13 protein-coding genes are annotated in these 15,144 nt (G+C 67.5%); 5 read left to right on the plus strand and 8 right to left on the minus strand.

Annotation, left to right across the window (positions count from 1 at the left end; translation table 11 throughout):
- The first annotated feature begins 39 nt into the window (after positions 1 to 39).
- Positions 40 to 1,011, plus strand: a complete 972-nt coding sequence (locus BST44_RS10775; protein ID WP_083177114.1) for an aldo/keto reductase — start codon at positions 40 to 42, stop codon at positions 1,009 to 1,011.
- 67 nt (positions 1,012 to 1,078) lie between these two features.
- Here BST44_RS10775 and BST44_RS10780 read toward each other — a convergent pair whose 3' ends face one another.
- The 3 genes from BST44_RS10780 to BST44_RS10790 form a co-directional block, all read right to left on the minus strand.
- Positions 1,079 to 2,182 (minus strand): NAD-dependent epimerase/dehydratase family protein, encoded by a 1,104-nt coding sequence (locus BST44_RS10780; RefSeq protein WP_083177115.1) that lies wholly within the window; start codon positions 2,180 to 2,182, stop codon positions 1,079 to 1,081.
- Positions 2,179 to 2,709: a nuclear transport factor 2 family protein gene (locus BST44_RS10785; protein WP_083177116.1), complete on the minus strand. Its 531-nt coding sequence runs from the start codon at positions 2,707 to 2,709 to the stop codon at positions 2,179 to 2,181. Before BST44_RS10785 ends, BST44_RS10780 begins: the two co-directional genes overlap by 4 nt.
- A 62-nt stretch (positions 2,710 to 2,771) precedes the next feature.
- A complete protein-coding gene (locus BST44_RS10790) occupies positions 2,772 to 3,578 on the minus strand; it encodes an acyl-CoA thioesterase (RefSeq protein WP_083177117.1) in 807 nt (268 codons plus the stop codon).
- A 120-nt stretch (positions 3,579 to 3,698) separates the two neighbouring features.
- Between BST44_RS10790 and BST44_RS10795 the strand changes: the two genes are divergently transcribed.
- The 3 genes from BST44_RS10795 to BST44_RS10805 all read left to right on the plus strand — a co-directional run bounded on the left by BST44_RS10795 (position 3,699) and on the right by BST44_RS10805 (position 6,652).
- Positions 3,699 to 4,928 (plus strand): acyl-CoA dehydrogenase family protein, encoded by a 1,230-nt coding sequence (locus BST44_RS10795; RefSeq protein WP_083177118.1) that lies wholly within the window; start codon positions 3,699 to 3,701, stop codon positions 4,926 to 4,928.
- Between the two features lie 12 nt (positions 4,929 to 4,940).
- Positions 4,941 to 5,807 carry a hypothetical protein gene (locus BST44_RS10800; protein ID WP_083177119.1) on the plus strand — a complete coding sequence of 289 codons (867 nt, stop codon included), beginning with the start codon at positions 4,941 to 4,943 and terminating at the stop codon, positions 5,805 to 5,807.
- A 62-nt stretch (positions 5,808 to 5,869) separates the two neighbouring features.
- Positions 5,870 to 6,652: an SDR family oxidoreductase gene (locus tag BST44_RS10805; protein ID WP_083177208.1), complete on the plus strand. Its 783-nt coding sequence runs from the start codon at positions 5,870 to 5,872 to the stop codon at positions 6,650 to 6,652.
- Here BST44_RS10805 and BST44_RS10810 read toward each other — a convergent pair.
- The 4 genes from BST44_RS10810 to BST44_RS10825 all read right to left on the minus strand — a co-directional run bounded on the left by BST44_RS10810 (position 6,645) and on the right by BST44_RS10825 (position 12,003).
- Positions 6,645 to 9,560, minus strand: coding sequence for an MMPL/RND family transporter (locus BST44_RS10810; protein ID WP_083177120.1), 2,916 nt, complete (start codon positions 9,558 to 9,560; stop codon positions 6,645 to 6,647). The two genes, BST44_RS10805 and BST44_RS10810, sit on opposite strands and share 8 nt — an antisense overlap.
- Positions 9,557 to 9,991, minus strand: a complete 435-nt coding sequence (locus tag BST44_RS10815) for an MmpS family transport accessory protein (protein WP_208619773.1) — start codon at positions 9,989 to 9,991, stop codon at positions 9,557 to 9,559. Before BST44_RS10815 ends, BST44_RS10810 begins: the two co-directional genes overlap by 4 nt.
- A 267-nt stretch (positions 9,992 to 10,258) precedes the next feature.
- Positions 10,259 to 10,867 carry a TetR/AcrR family transcriptional regulator gene (locus BST44_RS10820; protein ID WP_083177121.1) on the minus strand — a complete coding sequence of 203 codons (609 nt, stop codon included), beginning with the start codon at positions 10,865 to 10,867 and terminating at the stop codon, positions 10,259 to 10,261.
- 206 nt (positions 10,868 to 11,073) lie between these two features.
- The gene (locus BST44_RS10825; RefSeq protein WP_083177210.1) at positions 11,074 to 12,003 is read right to left on the minus strand and encodes an alpha/beta hydrolase; all 930 of its coding nucleotides are present in this window, start codon (positions 12,001 to 12,003) and stop codon (positions 11,074 to 11,076) included.
- A 138-nt stretch (positions 12,004 to 12,141) separates the two neighbouring features.
- Between BST44_RS10825 and BST44_RS10830 the strand changes: the two genes are divergently transcribed.
- On the plus strand, positions 12,142 to 13,509 hold the full coding sequence (locus BST44_RS10830; protein WP_439330709.1) for an aldehyde dehydrogenase family protein: 1,368 nt from the start codon (positions 12,142 to 12,144) through the stop codon (positions 13,507 to 13,509).
- A gap of 29 nt (positions 13,510 to 13,538) precedes the next feature.
- On the opposite strand, the gene BST44_RS10835 is transcribed toward BST44_RS10830, so the two are convergent.
- Complete coding sequence (locus BST44_RS10835; protein WP_083177212.1) at positions 13,539 to 15,128, minus strand: PPE family protein; 1,590 nt, start codon at positions 15,126 to 15,128, stop codon at positions 13,539 to 13,541.
- Positions 15,129 to 15,144 lie beyond the last annotated feature (16 nt).

The raw sequence follows: 15,144 nt of genomic DNA on the forward strand, positions 1-15,144 counted from the left end.
CGTCCCGCGGCGTGAAGTCGCCGGGCGCACAATGACCGCATGAAACAAGCTCACCTCGCCGACCTGGAGGTCGGCCGCCTGGGCCTGGGCGCGATGGGCATGTCGGTGGCCTATGCGGGCGCGGGTAGCGACGACGCCGAGTCGATCCGTACCGTCCATCGCGCCATCGACCTGGGTGTGACGCTGATCGACACCGCCGAGGTGTACGGCCCCTACGTCAACGAAGAACTCCTCGCCCGCGCGCTCCGCGGCCGGCGCGACCGGGTGGTGTTGGCCACCAAGTTCGGTCTCATCTCCCACACCGGCCGCAACGGCCCGGACAGTAGCCCGGCCAACATCCGTATCGCGGTGGACGGTTCGCTGCAGAGGCTGGGCACCGATCGCATCGATCTCTACTATCAGCACCGCCTCGACCGCGCGACCCCGATCGAGGACACCGTCGGCGGGCTGGCCGAGCTGGTCGCCGCCGGGAAGATCCGGCACGTCGGCCTCTCGGAGGTCGGAGTGAACACCATCCGACGCGCGCACGCGGTGCATCCGATCACCGCCGTTCAGTCGGAATATTCGCTATGGACCCGCGACCAGGAAGACGCGATATTGCCGCTGCTGCGCGAACTGGGGATCGGGTTCGTCGCCTACTCACCGCTGGGCCGCGGCTTCCTCACGGGCGCCATCCGCTCCACCGAAGGGCTGCCCGACGGCGACTACCGCAAGACCAACCCACGGTTCTTCGACGAGAATTTCGCGCACAACCTCGAGAGCGCCGACGAATTACGCAGCATCAGCGCGGAAGTCGGCGCCACCGCCGCACAGGTCGCGTTGGCCTGGCTGCTGGCGAAGGGACCAGACATCGTTCCGATCCCGGGAACGAAACGCGTGGCGCGGCTCGAGGAGAACGTCGGCGCCGACGCCGTCGAACTGACACCGGACCAACTGGCCCGGCTCGACCGGCTCACCCCGCCGGTGGGCGGCCATCACGCCGAAGCCCAGATGGAGTGGATCGACCGCTGATTGGGCGATCCGAAGTATGTTGCGGCGCAAGACGAGCCGGCGCCGGTGCCGGCCGTCCGTGCGCCGGTCAACTGCCAGATCCGGCGAGCGCCGCGGCGCCGTACTTCTTCTCGATCAACGCCCACGGGTCGGCGTACGGGCCGCGCCCCTCGAGCCGGCGCTGCACCATCAGGACGGCACGCAGGACCGGCCGCAATAGGGGGCTCAGCAGCCGCACCACCGTCCGCATGCGGCCCTGCGTTTCGGCGATCCAGGCCAGCGTCTGCGACCAGTCGTGCTCCTGGAAATCAAGCAGGGCCTGGGCTTCGGTGGTGTCGTACCACCCGGTGAAGCTCCAGCCGCGGTCGTCGCCGGGATCGCCGGGCAGGCTGGCGGACGGGCCGAGACCGCCCAGGCCGACCGCCTCCATCAACCCGTCTTCGAGGTCGCGTTGGGTGAGCACATACGACTCGTTGCCGCCGATCAGGATCACCTTGCCCGCGATGGTCGCCGCGCGGTCGACGCCGTTGGCGAAAGCCAGCGCGACGTCGCGCGCATCCACCGCGTGCATGCGGTTGTCGCCCGGCATCGACCGCATCAGCAGCAGGGAATCGCCGTTCACCGTGGTGTGCGTGTCCGGCGAGATGACCCCACCCAGGCGGAAGAGCGCATACGGCAGCCCGCTGGACCGGATCGCGGCCTCGGCGAGCACTTTGTCCTGGCCGTATTGATCGATCGGCTTGACGGGGGTGTCCGGGGTGATCCGTTCGGGCTGGCGGTAGGGGTTGCGCGATCCGTACACCGCGGCGCTGGACGCCATCAGGAACAACGGCGGGCGGGGGAGTGCGGCGCAGGCCGCCAGGAGGTTCTCGGTGCCACCCACGTTCACCTCGCGGGCCAACGCGGGTTTGCGATACGACAGCGGCGACACGATCGCGGCGAGGTGGACGACCGCTTCGGGCCGGTGGGTGGCGACGAGCTCGCGCACCGCCTCGGCGTCCAGCAGGTCGGTATACGCCGGGATCAGTGTCCCGGGGTGGCGGCTGGCGGCCAGTTCTCGTTCGACACCGACGGTGTTGTCGTTGCGCAGGTCCATCGCGACGACCGTGCGTCCCCGCTCGAGCAGGATCTGTGTGCACCGCTTGCCGACTTGTCCGAACGCGCCGGTGACCAGAACGGTGGACGCGGTCATGGTTTCATCACCACGTTGGCGAGTCTGCCGATCGCCCGGCGGAGCCGGTCCGAGACGTAGAGGGAAAACACGGGGGTGACGATATCCTCTCGCAATCGAGTGAGCTTGGAGCTCTTGATGAACCACTGCCCGGAGATGTTTTCGTAGGTCTCGTGGTAGTGGCCGTAGCCCACCAAGGTCAGCCCCGGCCCGAACCGGACCACGTCTTGCAGCGCCCACACTCCGTGCGCGGTCGTCGCCGAAGTAAGCGCGATCTCGGGGGCGTGGACCTGGTGGGCGGTGGCCTGACCGGGGCGCCCGAGCGCCTTGCGCGTGAACGCCACGAACTCGTCCGCTCCGTCGATCACCTTGCCGCCGGCCTCGGCGGTGTCGCTGACGAAGTCATCGGTGAAGACGGTGCGCCACGCGGCCCAGTCCTTGGCGTCGAGGTGCCGGCAATAGCGGGCCTTGAGCTGCTTGATGGATTCGATCGCCAGCAGCGTCGCGGCGTCCGCGTCGGCGACCATGCCCTCCGCGGCCTCTGTCATGGCGGCTCGATTCTGCCCGTAAGCATCCCAGCGTGACGTTTCCCTGGCGAAGTGTAAACCCGTCAGCCTTTGAAGTAGACGACCTGATGTGTGGTGGCCAGCAGCACACCGCCCCGTGACCACAGCTGCGCGCTCTGGTCGAAGTAGCCGCGAGTGAACCGGTTGGCGTGGGCGGTGCACAACACGAAGTCGCTGCCCAGCGCGTCGAGTTGCTGCTGGTCGGCGTGGAAGTACGTCGTCAGCGAGATCGTCCCGGACGGAACGAAGCCCCCGCGCCGCAGGAAAACGCGCGGGTAGAAGATGTCGCACAGCGCGGCAAGCGCCGGGTAGTCGAGCCGTCGTTGCCCCGCGTCGCGCACCCACATCGTGGTGGTCGACGAGGGGCTCGGGCGCCCGTCTTTGCCCGGCATGGAGCCTTCGACGAACCGCATGTCGTAGAGGCTCGTCCACCGAACCAGGCCGGGATCGGTGGCAGGGATCCGCTCGGGGTCCGGCGCGCCCGGCGGGCGGCTTTCGGTGTCGGCCCAGCCGTCGCGGCGCAGAGCGAACAACGCGGTCGCCGTGGTCTTGGTGTCCCCGTCCTGGCCGAGTTCGGCGATCCAGTGCTGGTTGGTGCGGTTGGTGCGCGCTGCCCGCAGGAAAATGTCGAAGTCGCCGTCGACGATGGGCGCGGCGTAGTTGACCGTCAACGCCAGCGGCTCGCCGATGCGGTCCGGGTGGGACTCGATGGCGCGCAGCATCGTCGCGGCGGTGATGCCGCCGAAGGGGCCGACCATGTTGGCCCATTCCGGATGGGTGCGGCCGCGCATGGTGTCGGTGCCGACGGTGTCGAGGCGAATGGCGTCGTCGAAGGGATGTGTCTCGATCATGGTGAGGACCGCACATTACTTGCCGGTGACCCCGGCGCCGGACCGGGGTCTCGACGTGCCACGAAGCGGTGCTGTACAGTCGCCCAGCACGAGGTCGACGCGCGAACGAGAGGCCATCCGGTGACTTCCGAGTCGGTCGAAGAATTCCGGAGCCGGGCCAGGGCCTGGCTGGCCGACAGTCTGCCGCGGCTGGATTCCGGCGACGCGATGGTGCTGCAGCGCGACGAACTGAGCTCCTGGCGGCGGGCCCGCGAATTGCAGAAGAAGTTGTACGACGGCGGATTCGCCGGCATCTGCTTCCCGCGCGAGTATGGCGGGCTCGGCTTGAGCTACGAATACAAGAAGGCGTTCGACGCCGAGGCCCTGGCCTACGAGACCCCCCTGATGCTCAACGTCCCGTCGTTTGCCATCTGCTGCGCCACGATCCTCGACATGGGCAGCGAGGAGCAGAAGCGCGCCCACATCGCGGCCGCGCTACGGGGCGACGAGGTGCTGGTGCAGCTGCTGTCGGAGCCGAGCGGGGGGTCCGATCTCGCTGGTGTCCTCACCCGCGCCGAGCGCCGGGACGGGCGATGGATCATCAACGGCGCCAAGACGTGGAGCACGTGGGCGTTCGCCGCCGACTACGGCCTGTGCCTGGCCCGCACCGACTGGGGCGTGCCCAAACACGAAGGGCTGACGATGTTCCTGGTGCCGCTGCGGCATCCCGGCGTCACGATCAACCGCATCAAACAGGTCAACGGCTCCGTCGAGTTCTGCGAGGAATTCTTCGACGACGTCGACGTCGGTGACGACGCCGTGGTGGGGGAGCCGGGCAAGGGGTGGGAGGTCGCGTCGCGGCAGCTCTACCACGAGCGCCGCAGCATGGGGGACGGATCCGAATACACCAGCGGCCCGGGAATTGCCGAGGCTGAAGACATTTCGGTCGACCTGCTGTCCCTGGTCGAGAAGACGAACCAGGCCGGCAGCGAACCGGTCCGCGAGATGGTGGGCCGTGCGCTGGTTCATCGTGCCGTGCACGGGCAACTCAGCGAGCACGTCTTCCACGCCGTGACCCACGGATCCCTGCCACCCGCCGCGGGATCGATCATCCGGCTGTCCATGGCCGAGGTGCACGACGTCGAAAACGACACCGCGTTGGCCGTGGCGGGCCCCTCGGCCGTGATCGAGGACGAGGCGGGGCTGCTCGACATCGGTACCCGTTACCTCGGGCGGCAGATCGCCAGCATCGGTGGCGGCACCACCGAGATGGCGCGCAACGTCATCGGGGAGCGGGTCCTGAACTTTCCGCGTGAGTACGCCGCCGACCGCGGCGTGCCGTTCAACCAGGTGCGACACGGAAAGGCCTGAAGGGGGCCGGAATTGAGCGACCAGCTTCGTGACATCCGCGATTTGTCGGGAGATTCTGATGCCTACCGGGACGAACTGTACCGGCGCTGGACCGGCCTGCTCAGCTACCGCTACATCGGCCGCAAACACTCGTCGATGGATCTCGGAGAAGTCGACGACACCGTCGTCATCCGCCGAGACATGCGCAACGAGGCCGGGGGAATCATGGTGGCGCCGTTGGCCATTTCCTCACCCGAGGGCTGCCAGACCGACATGGTCGCCGTGCCCAACCCGGTCATCGCGTCGGTGCAGATCATCGACCCCGGCTACGACGTCAAGCGGGTCGAGATCGTCGGCTCCGGCATCGTGCACCAGGGGCGCACGATGGGCTACGGGCGGTGCACGATCGTCGACGCCGACAACCCCGAGAGGGTGATCGCCTTCAACGAGGGGCAGGGAGCGATCATCGGCATCCCGCCGGAAGGCCTGGGCCGCATGGACGTTGCGGGCACGGAATTGGCGATCGAGGACGCACCGGACCTGCCGCCGCTGTGGCGGGCCTTCGGCGCCGGCAGGCGCGCCGACGGTCATTGGGTGCTGCCCGAGTTGAGCACCGAACTCGCGTCGCCGGACGCCGCGTTGCACATCGGACCCCAGCACGTCGTCCTCGAGACCGCGGCGATCGACCTTGCCGCCGAGGTCGCCGGCACGCGGAAGCTGCAGGTGGTCAGCTGGCACGTCATGTTCATGTCGCGCGGCAAGGTGGGACCCTTCCGCGTCGAGGGGACTGCGCATCCGGGCGCCCCCGGACGCGTCGGCGTGCGGATGTTGCTGCACGACGAGGGGAACGCGGACAAGGCCGTCACCTCCGCCGCGGCGGTCTTCGAGGTCGTGAGCTGACCCTGGCCATACACCGCCCGTGGTACGTATGGTGCTAAAGACTCATACGACAGGAGATGGCAGTGGCAGAACGGTTGGCCGGGAAGGTCGCGCTCATCAGCGGGGGCGCGCGGGGGATGGGCGCCTCGCACGTGCGGACGCTGGTCGGCGAGGGCGCCAAGGTGGTGTTCGGTGACATCCTCGACGACGAGGGCAAGGCGGTGGCGGCCGAGGTCGGGGACGCGGCCCGCTATCTGCACCTCGACGTGACCAAACCCGAGGACTGGGACGCCGCGGTGGCCACCGCCGTCAGCGAGTTCGGCCGGATCGACATCCTGGTCAACAACGCCGGCATCATCAACGTCGGCACCCTCGAGGACTACGCCCTCTCGGAGTGGCAGCGGATTCTCGACATCAACTTGACCGGTGTGTTTCTGGGCATCCGCGCCGTGGTGAAGCCGATGAAGGAAGCCGGCCGCGGCTCGATCATCAACATCTCCTCCATCGAGGGCATCGCCGGCACCATCGCCTGCCACGGGTACACCGCGACAAAATTCGCCGTCCGGGGGCTGACCAAGTCGGCGGCGCTGGAACTCGGGCCCAGCGGGATCCGGGTGAACTCCATCCATCCCGGGCTCATCAAAACGCCGATGACCGAGTGGGTCCCCGAGGACATCTTCCAGACCGCCCTGGGCCGGATCGCCCAGCCCAAGGAAGTCTCCAACCTGGTGCTCTACCTGGCCAGCGACGAGTCCAGCTACTCGACCGGCTCGGAGTTCGTCGTCGATGGGGGCACCACCGCCGGCCTGGGCCACAAGGACTTCTCCGCGGTCGACACCGCCGGGCAGCCGGACTGGGTTACCTAGCGGGACTGAGGGATTCGGTCTCCTCCTGGGTTGCCTTCTCCGCCGGCTTGGGCCATGGCGACGGAACCGGGCGCTGCCGCACGCGTTGGGGCCACCAGAACCACTTGCCCAGCAGCGCGGCGATGGACGGCGTCATCAGCGACCGCACGACCAGCGTGTCGAACAGCAGACCCAGCCCGATGGTCGTGCCCACCTGGCCGATGACCGTCAGCTCGCTGACCGCCATCGTCATCATCGTGAACGCGAACACCAGCCCCGCCGAGGTGACCACCGAGCCGGTACCGCCCATCGACCGGATGATCCCGGTGTTCAGCCCGGCGTGGATCTCCTCCTTGAACCGCGCCACCAACAGCAGGTTGTAGTCGGCGCCCACGGCCAGCAGGATGATCACCGACATCGCAAGCACCATCCAGTGCAGCTCGATCCCGATGAGGTGCTGCCAGATCAGCACCGACAGGCCGAACGACGCGCCCAGCGAGAGCAAGACGGTGCCCACGATGACGGCCGAGGCCACCACGCCCCGCGTGATGAGCAGCATGATGATGAAAATCAAGCACAGCGAGGAGATCCCGGCGATCAACAAGTCATAGGTGTTGCCGTCGCTGAGATCCTTGTAGATCGACGCCGTGCCCGCCAGATAGATCTTGGAGCCCTCCAGCGGCGTGCCCTTGAGCGCTTCGTAGGCTGCCTTCTTGATGGCAGGGATGTGCGAAATGCCTTCCTGCGACATCGGATCGCCGTCATGGCTGATGATGAAGCGCACGGCGTGCCCGTCGGGCGAGATGAAATTCTTCATCCCCTTCTTGAACTCGGCGTTGTTGAACGTCTCCGGCGGCAGATAGAACGAGTCGTCGTTCTTGGACGCGTCGAACGCCTTGCCCATGGCGTTGGAGTTCTTCTGCGCCTCGTTCTGCTGATCCTGCAGGCCCTTCTGCGTCGCATACATGGTCAGCATCGTCGTCTTCATGGCCTTCATGTTCTCGATCATCGACGGCATCAAGGCCACCATCTGCGGCATCAGCGTGTCGAGATGATCCATGATCGGCAGCAGGCTCTCGATGTCGTCGGTCATGATGTCGATGCCGTCCAGCCCGTCGAAGACCGAACGCAGCGACCAGCACACCGGGATGTCGTAACAGTGCCGTTCCCAGTACAGGTAGCTGCGGATAGGCCGGAAGAAGTCCTCGAAATCGGCCATGTGCTGGCGCAATTCGTTGATGTCGATGGTCATGTCGTGCATCTTCTTGACCATCTGATGCATGTCGTTGGCCATCTGCGCGGTGATGCTCGACATCTTTTCCATGCTGTCGATGGTCGTTTGCATCATGTCGGCCTGGTGCAGCATGTCGGCCATCTGGTCTTCTTGGTATTTCTGGTTCATCTGTTGGGTGACGCCCTGCATGCTGATCTGGAAAGGGATCGAGGTGTGCTCGATCGGCGTGCCCTGCGGCCGCGTGATGGCTTGCACGCGGGCGATTCCGGGCACCCGGAAGACCGCCTTGGCGATCTTGTCGATGACCAGGAAGTCCGCGGAGTTGCGCAGGTCGTGGTCGCTCTCGATCATCAGCACTTCGGGATTCATCCGCGCCTGGGAGAAGTGCCGATCCGCGGCGGCGTAACCCTCGTTCGCGGGGAGGTCCGCCGGCAGGTAGTTGCGGTCGTTGTAGTTGGTGCGGTATCCGGGCAGGGTCAGCAAGCCGACGAGCGCGATCCCGATCGTCACGACCAGGATCGGGCCGGGCCACCGGACCACCAAAGCGCCGATCTTGCGCCACCCGCGGATGCGTTGCGTGCGTTTGGGTTCCAGTGTCTTACGGAACCGCGTGACCACCGAGATGACCGCGGGGCCCAGCGTCAGCGCCGCCGCGACGACCACCACCATGCCGATGGCCAACGGGATGCCCAGCGTCTGGAAGTAGGGCAGGTTGGTGAAGTGCAGGCAGAAGGTGGCGCCGGCAATGGTCAGGCCCGACCCGAGCACCACGTGCGCGGTGCCCTTGTACATGGTGTAGTACGCGTCTTCCCGCGACTCGCCGACGGCGCGGGCCTCCTGATATCGGCCGATCAAGAAGATCGCATAGTCGGTGGCCGCCGCGATCGCCAACGTGACCAACAGGTTGGTGGCGAACGTCGAGAGACCGATGATCTTGTAGTAGCCCAGGAACGCGACCATGCCTCGCGCGGCCGAAAGCTCGAACACCACCATCACCAGCGTGAGCAACACGGTGATGACCGATCGATAGACCAACAGCAGCATCCCGATGATCACGGTGAACGTGGCGGCGGTGATGAGCTGCAGACTGCGGTCACCGGCCGTGTGCTGATCCGCCGACAGAGCCGCCGGCCCGGTGACGTAGGCCTTCACCCCTTTGGGCGGGGTCAGGCTCTTGACGATGTTCTGGACGGATTCGACCGATTCGTTGGCCAGGGCTTCGCCCTGGTTACCCGCCAGATACACCTGGACGTAGGCGGCCTTGCCGTCGTTGCTCTGGGCGCCCGCCCCTGTCAGCGGGTCGCTCCACATATCTTGAACGTGCTCAACGTGTTTGGTGTCGGCGTCGAGCTTTTTGACCATCTGGTCGTAGAACGCGTGGGCGTCCGCGCCGAGCGGGTTCTGGCCCTCCAGCACGATCATCACCGAGCTGTTGGATTTGTACTCGTGAAAGATCGCCCCCATGCGCTTGGTCGCGACGACCGACTGCGCGTCGTCGGGAGTCATCTCCACCGAGCGCATCTTCCCGACCTCGTCCAGCTGGGGGACGACGACGTTCAGCACCGCGATCAGCGCTATCCAGCCCAGGATGATGGGTACGGCGAACGTTCGGATGATGCGGGGGATCTTGTCCCGCACCGGTTCGTGCGCGACGGGGATCGTATCGGTGCGGGCGTCGTCGAGGTGTGTGCTCATGCGGATTTCACCATGCAAAAGGTCAGGGCGTGCACGCGGTCGGTGAAGTTCTCGGCCTTGACTTCGTCGTCGATGGTGATGCGACAACCGAGGGAATTACCGTCGCTTTGCGCCGAGAGGTTCGGGAAGACGGAGGGCGCGGTCGTGCTGAGCACCAGCGTCCACGGCAGCGGCGCGCCGTCGACCCGCTTCGGGTCGGCGGACAGGTCCAAGTAGTTCACGTTCGCGGTGGGGGCCGAGCCGAAGACCTCGTACTTGACCACTTTGGGCTTGAACGGCTTGGAATCGTCCAGTCGCGGGCTGATCATGACGCCGGTGTCGTGGGCGCCGAAGAAGGACTTGACCCGGGCCACGGCAAACCCGCCGACCACGAGCACCGCGACGATCAGCAGGGGCAACCACGCGTTGCGCACCACCTTCGATACCTGCACTAGGGGAATTCCCTCCTCATCATCGGATCATGATGTGGTCAGTTGTGCGCAACGACTTACGGTGCACCGCAACGGTTTCGACGGTGAGCATGGTCTGTCAAGTTCGAACGGTCTCAGGAGCAGCGGCCCTCCGAGAACACCGGTTGCCGCCCCCGCTGCCGGCGCATGCCTTGCGATGCGAACGCGTCCTCGAGTACCGCAAAAAGAGCATAGTACATACTGTGCATATGTTGCACATCATGCAACAATCGCTCGCGGTGTTTCAGATCACTTGGTGAAAATGCTGTTGACCAGCGCGGCGGCGCGCTCGACGTGCGGCATCGGCGTGTCGTCGTCATCGTCTCCCTCGCCCTTCGACCAGCGCTCGATACCGGAGCGCACCGCGGTCAAGGCCAGCGCGGCGATCAACGCGACGATCTCGTCGTCCGGCCGCATGCCCTGGCGGCGGGCGACCACGTCGGTCAGGTGATTCTGGAACCGCTCCAGATCGGCGAGGAACGCGGCCAGCACCGCGGGCGAGGTCTTGGCCAGCTCCAGCATGTGGGCCGCGTGTTCGCGACGCGGGGGCACGTCGCGAAGGTGGTGCGCGGCCAGTGTGATCAGCTCCGCCAGCACCACCGAATAGGGCGCTGGACCTGCGGCGACGAATTCCGCCACCAGCTCGGGGGGAATATCGGATGGGCCGTACGCGATCGCGGATTCCTTGTTGGGGAAGTAGTTGAAGAAGGTGCGCGTCGATATTCCGGCTTCGGCGCAGATCTCGTCGATGGTGACCTTGTCGTATCCGCGTTCCACCGTCAGGCGCACCGCGGCATCGCGGATGTCCGCGCTCGTTTGGCGGCGACGGCGCTCACGCAGACCCACCGGGTTGGACATGCACCCATAGTTGCACGTTCTGCACACTTTGCAGTCAAAAGGCGTCCGATTCGACTGCCGCGGCTCGGCGGCCGCCGGCGGCATCGCGCGCCGCCGCGGCCGCCGGGTGGAGCGGGTACGACGGAGCGACCGTCGTGCGACGCGACCAATACTCCTGGCGCACGGCTGATTTCGAGCGACCCCGAGGGAGGGATCGGGACGGGTGGCTAGGCGCGGGTGGCGGCCAGGGCGTCCCGCAGGTGATCGCATTGACTGGTGAAAAAATTCACCGACACCGGTGCTTTCTCGACGATCTGGTCGAAGGCGTGGAAGGCGCCCGGGACGACCTCCTCGTGCACGGGCACGCCCGCCGCGCGTAGCCGACGCGCGTACTGCAGGCATTCCTCGTAGAAGAGGTCCAGGGTCCCGACGCCGATCCACGCCGGCGGCAGGCCGGACAAGTCGACTCGGCGCGCCGGGGCGGCCTGTGCGGGGTCGGCGCCGTTGAGATACCACCGCCACGCCAACTGGTTGTCGGTTGCGGTCCACATGATCCGCCGCCGGCTGCCGTGGTCGGCGCCCGTGCGGTCGTCCAGCATCGGATACACCAGCAGCTGGAATGCCAGCGCGACGTCGCCGCGGTCGCGGGCCCGTTGCGCCAGCGCCGCCGCGAAATGCCCACCGGCACTGGCGCCGCCGACGGCGATGCGGTCGGGGTCCACCCACGATTGGCGCGCGAGCCACAGCAGCGCCGCGTAACAGTCGTCGACCGGGATCGGATACGGGTGCTCGGGCGCCAGCCGGTGTTCCACGGCGGCGATCGCGACGCCGGTACGGTGGGAAAGCTTGCGCAGGTATTTGTCGTCCTGGGACGCGTGGCCCATGATGGTGCCGCCGCCGTGCACCCACAACAGTGCCGGTGCCCGGTCGGGAAGACCGGCCGGACGATGCAGCCGGACGGTGACGTGGTCGTCGACCGCGTGTTCCGGCACGTCCCTCAGCCGTCCGGTGCTACTGAAGAGGTTCATGACCGCCCGCTGCACCTTGAGACCGCGGTGCAGCGCGTACCCGCGGGGCAGGAACCGGGCAATCTTCCGCAGCCCGGGGTCCACCGCCTGCCGTGAGGTAAAGGCGTTGTCGGGGAACCTGTTTGCCATCGAATTCCTCAATCCGGTGCGCCGGCGGACACGCTGACCATACAGGAATGTGATTATGTCCCGGGCGTTCTTGGCCCCACCGGCCACGGACGGCTCCGGCGGCTGATTGGCCGGGCCGGGCACAGGGTATCCGCTGTCGTGGCTTCGACCCTTACCAAAATCATCAGCGTCCTGGATCCGCGCACCGGCGACCCCGTCACGCAGGTGCCCATCACCGAGCCGGCCGACTGCGATGACGCGGTGACGCGCGCCGCGGCCGCCGCGGACTCCTGGGCGCGCACGCCGCCCGCCGAAAGGGCCGCCGCGATCGCGGCCGCTGCGGAGGACGTCCGCGCGGCGATCGACGAGCTGGCCGAGTTGAACGAGCGAGAAACCGGCAAGCTGCGCGACGACGCGCGTGGCGGGGTGGAGGCCGGGATCGGCACGCTGTTGCAGTACGCCCAGCTGGGTCCGCTGCATCGTGGTCAGGCCCTGCAGGGCGGATGGTCGGCCACCGATCTGATGGTTCCCCAGCCGCGTGGGGTGGTCGCGGTGATCACGCCGTGGAACGATCCCGTCGCGGTGGCCGCCGGCTTGCTCGGCGCGGCTCTGGTCGCCGGCAACACCGTCGTCCACAAGCCCAGCGAGCGCTGCCCGCAGACCGGCCGGCGGTTCGCCGAGCTGCTGGCCGCCCGGCTGCCCGCGAACGTGCTCGAGATCGTCAACGGGGACGGGACCGTCGGGGAACGGTTGGCGGCCGCGGAACTGGTCGACGTCGTCGCGCACGTGGGTAGCAGCGCGACCGGCCGAGAGATCGCGCGGGCCTGTGCCGAACGCGGCGCCAAGGCGCTGCTGGAGAACGGCGGAAACGACGCGCTGATCGTCGACGGGGATGTGGACCCGGCCTGGGCGGCCGCCCAGACCGCGCTGGGCGCCTTCGCCAACGCCGGACAGATCTGCGTCTCGGTGGAGCGCGTCTATGTCGTCCAATCCACCGCCGACGCATTCCTCAATGCCCTGATCGACGAGGCGATTTCGTGGGCCGGCCGGATCGGACCGCTGGTTGACGATCGTCACCGTGAACACGTCCACGCGCATGTCGAAGAGGCGATCCGGGCCGGAGCCCACCTTCTGGTCGGCGGCGAGCCGCAAGCCGGTCCCGGCTCGTTCTACCCGCCCACCGTGTTGACCGACTGCACCCCCGACATGCTGGTCATGCGCGAAGAGACGTTCGGTCCGATCGCGCCGGTGCGGGTGGTCCCGGATTTCGCCGCCGCGGTGGCCGAAGCAGCCGATGACCGCTACGGGCTGGCCGCCACCGTGCTGACCGCGAACATGGCCCATGCCCAGGAGGCGTGGCGCAGCCTTCCGGTGGGCACCGTGAAGATCAACGCCGTCTTCGGCGGCGCGCCCGGCGGAGCCTCCGAGCCCCGGCGGGCCAGCGGCACGGGCTTTGGCTTCGGGCCCGAACTGCTCGACGAGATGACCGCCATGAAGGTGGTGCACTGGTCGGCGCCCGGGGGCTGAGCGCGGCTCCCGCTTGGCGAAGACGACCCTCAGCCGGGCTCGGCCGGCCAGCTGGCGGGCAGCATCGGGGCGGTCGCTTCGCCGCCGAATTCGTCGTCGGTCAGCCGGGTCAATCCGGCGGCGCGGCGCGGGGCGGGAATGCCGGCGGAGCCGAGCGGTGCCGCCCCTTGGTCAGAGGTAGTCGCGGAAGCGGGAGCCATGTCGCTCGCGGCAGCGAATTCCGGCTCCACGTCGAGAAATTCGTAACGATAGCCCCGGTGGGTGCGGCCGCGTACCGCCCCGCGGCGACGTCGGGGCTGCCGGCGCGGGGCCGCAGCCACCGGCGCGGTCGCCTCGGCGCCGGCGGCGGTCAGGGCCGGTTTTCGCGCCTTCGCGGCAACGCTGGACTCCGTCCCGGTGCCCAGCGTCCCCACCAGGTACGGCGACACGACATTCTGGGCGGCCATGGCGCTGTCGGGTCCCACTAGCGTAGGTGGCGGGGCCGGCGGCGCCGCGGCACCAACCGCGGTGGCCGGCGCCGGTGCCGGGGCGGAAGCGTGCAACGGAACGGCGCCGACGGTCGGTGCCTCGGCGGCGGCGGGAATCGACGGTACCTGGTCGAAGGGTATCGCCGCCGGTGGCAACGGGGTCGGCGCCGGGGCGGGGACGGGCGTCGCCGCGGCCAGGCCGGCCAGCCCCGCCAAGCCGCCCGCCGCTCCGGCAGGAATCGCCAGCACTGGGGTGACCAGACCGAGGGTGTAGACGGGATTGCTCAGAAAGAAACTCAGCAGTCCGGCCGGGTTGAACAGGAGCAGGTTGATCAGCATCAGCGTTCGGTGAATCACGAACTGCAGCGCCAGCATCACGATCGTCTCGAACAGCTGCGCAGGGTTGTGCGCGTACATGGGAATCAGCGTCTCCACGCGCGAGAGGAACATCGACAAACTCGGGTGCATCGACCAGCCCTGCGGCGAAAAGGGATTGAAGGGGAAAAGCGCCTGAAGCCACTCTTGGAGGTTTTGGGGGAGTGAGGTGCCCATGATGTAGGGGTTTCCGCCGCTCATTCCCGAGCCGGACCCCATGCCTCCCGTGCCCATATCGGCTTTCCTGATGTGCGGCGTCGCGGTGGCCGGGGGTGCCGCGGCGACCACCGAAGTCGAGACGGCCTGATAGGTGCTCATCGTCGTGGCCGCTTGGACCCACATGCGCCAGTAATCGGCCTCGTTCAGCGCTATCTGAATCGTGTTGATGCCAAAGAAATTCGTCGCCACGAGCGCCGCATGCGTGGCGTGATTGGCAGCGAGCTCGCCCAGGGTCGGCATCGCGGCCAACGCCGTCGTGTACGCGGCCGCCGCCGCCTCTTGCTGGGCGGCCATCCGAGCGCTGGCCGTGCTGAACTGCGTTAGCCAATCGAGATACGGCGCGTGGGCGGCCAGGTACTCCGCGGCGCTCGGCCCGTTCCACGCCCCTGCCGAAACCTCACCGAGTAGCGAGGTGAGTTCGCCGGCGACCGCGGCATACTCGGCACTCAGCGAGTTCCAGGCACCCGCGGCGGCCAGCAGCGGCCCGGGCCCCGGCCCGCTGGACAACAGCATCGAATGGACTTCGGGCGGAAATGCCATCCAAGCCGGCGCGGTCATCGTCGGCTCGTCCAAG

The organism is Mycobacterium scrofulaceum, from assembly GCF_002086735.1.
Lineage (GTDB): Bacteria > Actinomycetota > Actinomycetes > Mycobacteriales > Mycobacteriaceae > Mycobacterium > Mycobacterium scrofulaceum.

Bases quoted from the DNA above. Each gene is read 5' to 3' on its own strand.
- BST44_RS10775 (WP_083177114.1), top strand. From the start codon at position 40: ATGAAACAAGCTCACCTCGCCGACCTGGAGGTCGGCCGCCTGGGCCTG.
- BST44_RS10780 (WP_083177115.1), bottom strand. From the start codon at position 2,182: ATGACCGCGTCCACCGTTCTGGTCACCGGCGCGTTCGGACAAGTCGGC.
- BST44_RS10785 (WP_083177116.1), bottom strand. From the start codon at position 2,709: ATGACAGAGGCCGCGGAGGGCATGGTCGCCGACGCGGACGCCGCGACG.
- BST44_RS10790 (WP_083177117.1), bottom strand. From the start codon at position 3,578: ATGATCGAGACACATCCCTTCGACGACGCCATTCGCCTCGACACCGTC.
- BST44_RS10810 (WP_083177120.1), bottom strand. From the start codon at position 9,560: ATGAGCACACACCTCGACGACGCCCGCACCGATACGATCCCCGTCGCG.
- BST44_RS10820 (WP_083177121.1), bottom strand. From the start codon at position 10,867: ATGTCCAACCCGGTGGGTCTGCGTGAGCGCCGTCGCCGCCAAACGAGC.
- BST44_RS10825 (WP_083177210.1), bottom strand. From the start codon at position 12,003: ATGGCAAACAGGTTCCCCGACAACGCCTTTACCTCACGGCAGGCGGTG.
- BST44_RS10835 (WP_083177212.1), bottom strand. From the start codon at position 15,128: ATGACCGCGCCGGCTTGGATGGCATTTCCGCCCGAAGTCCATTCGATG.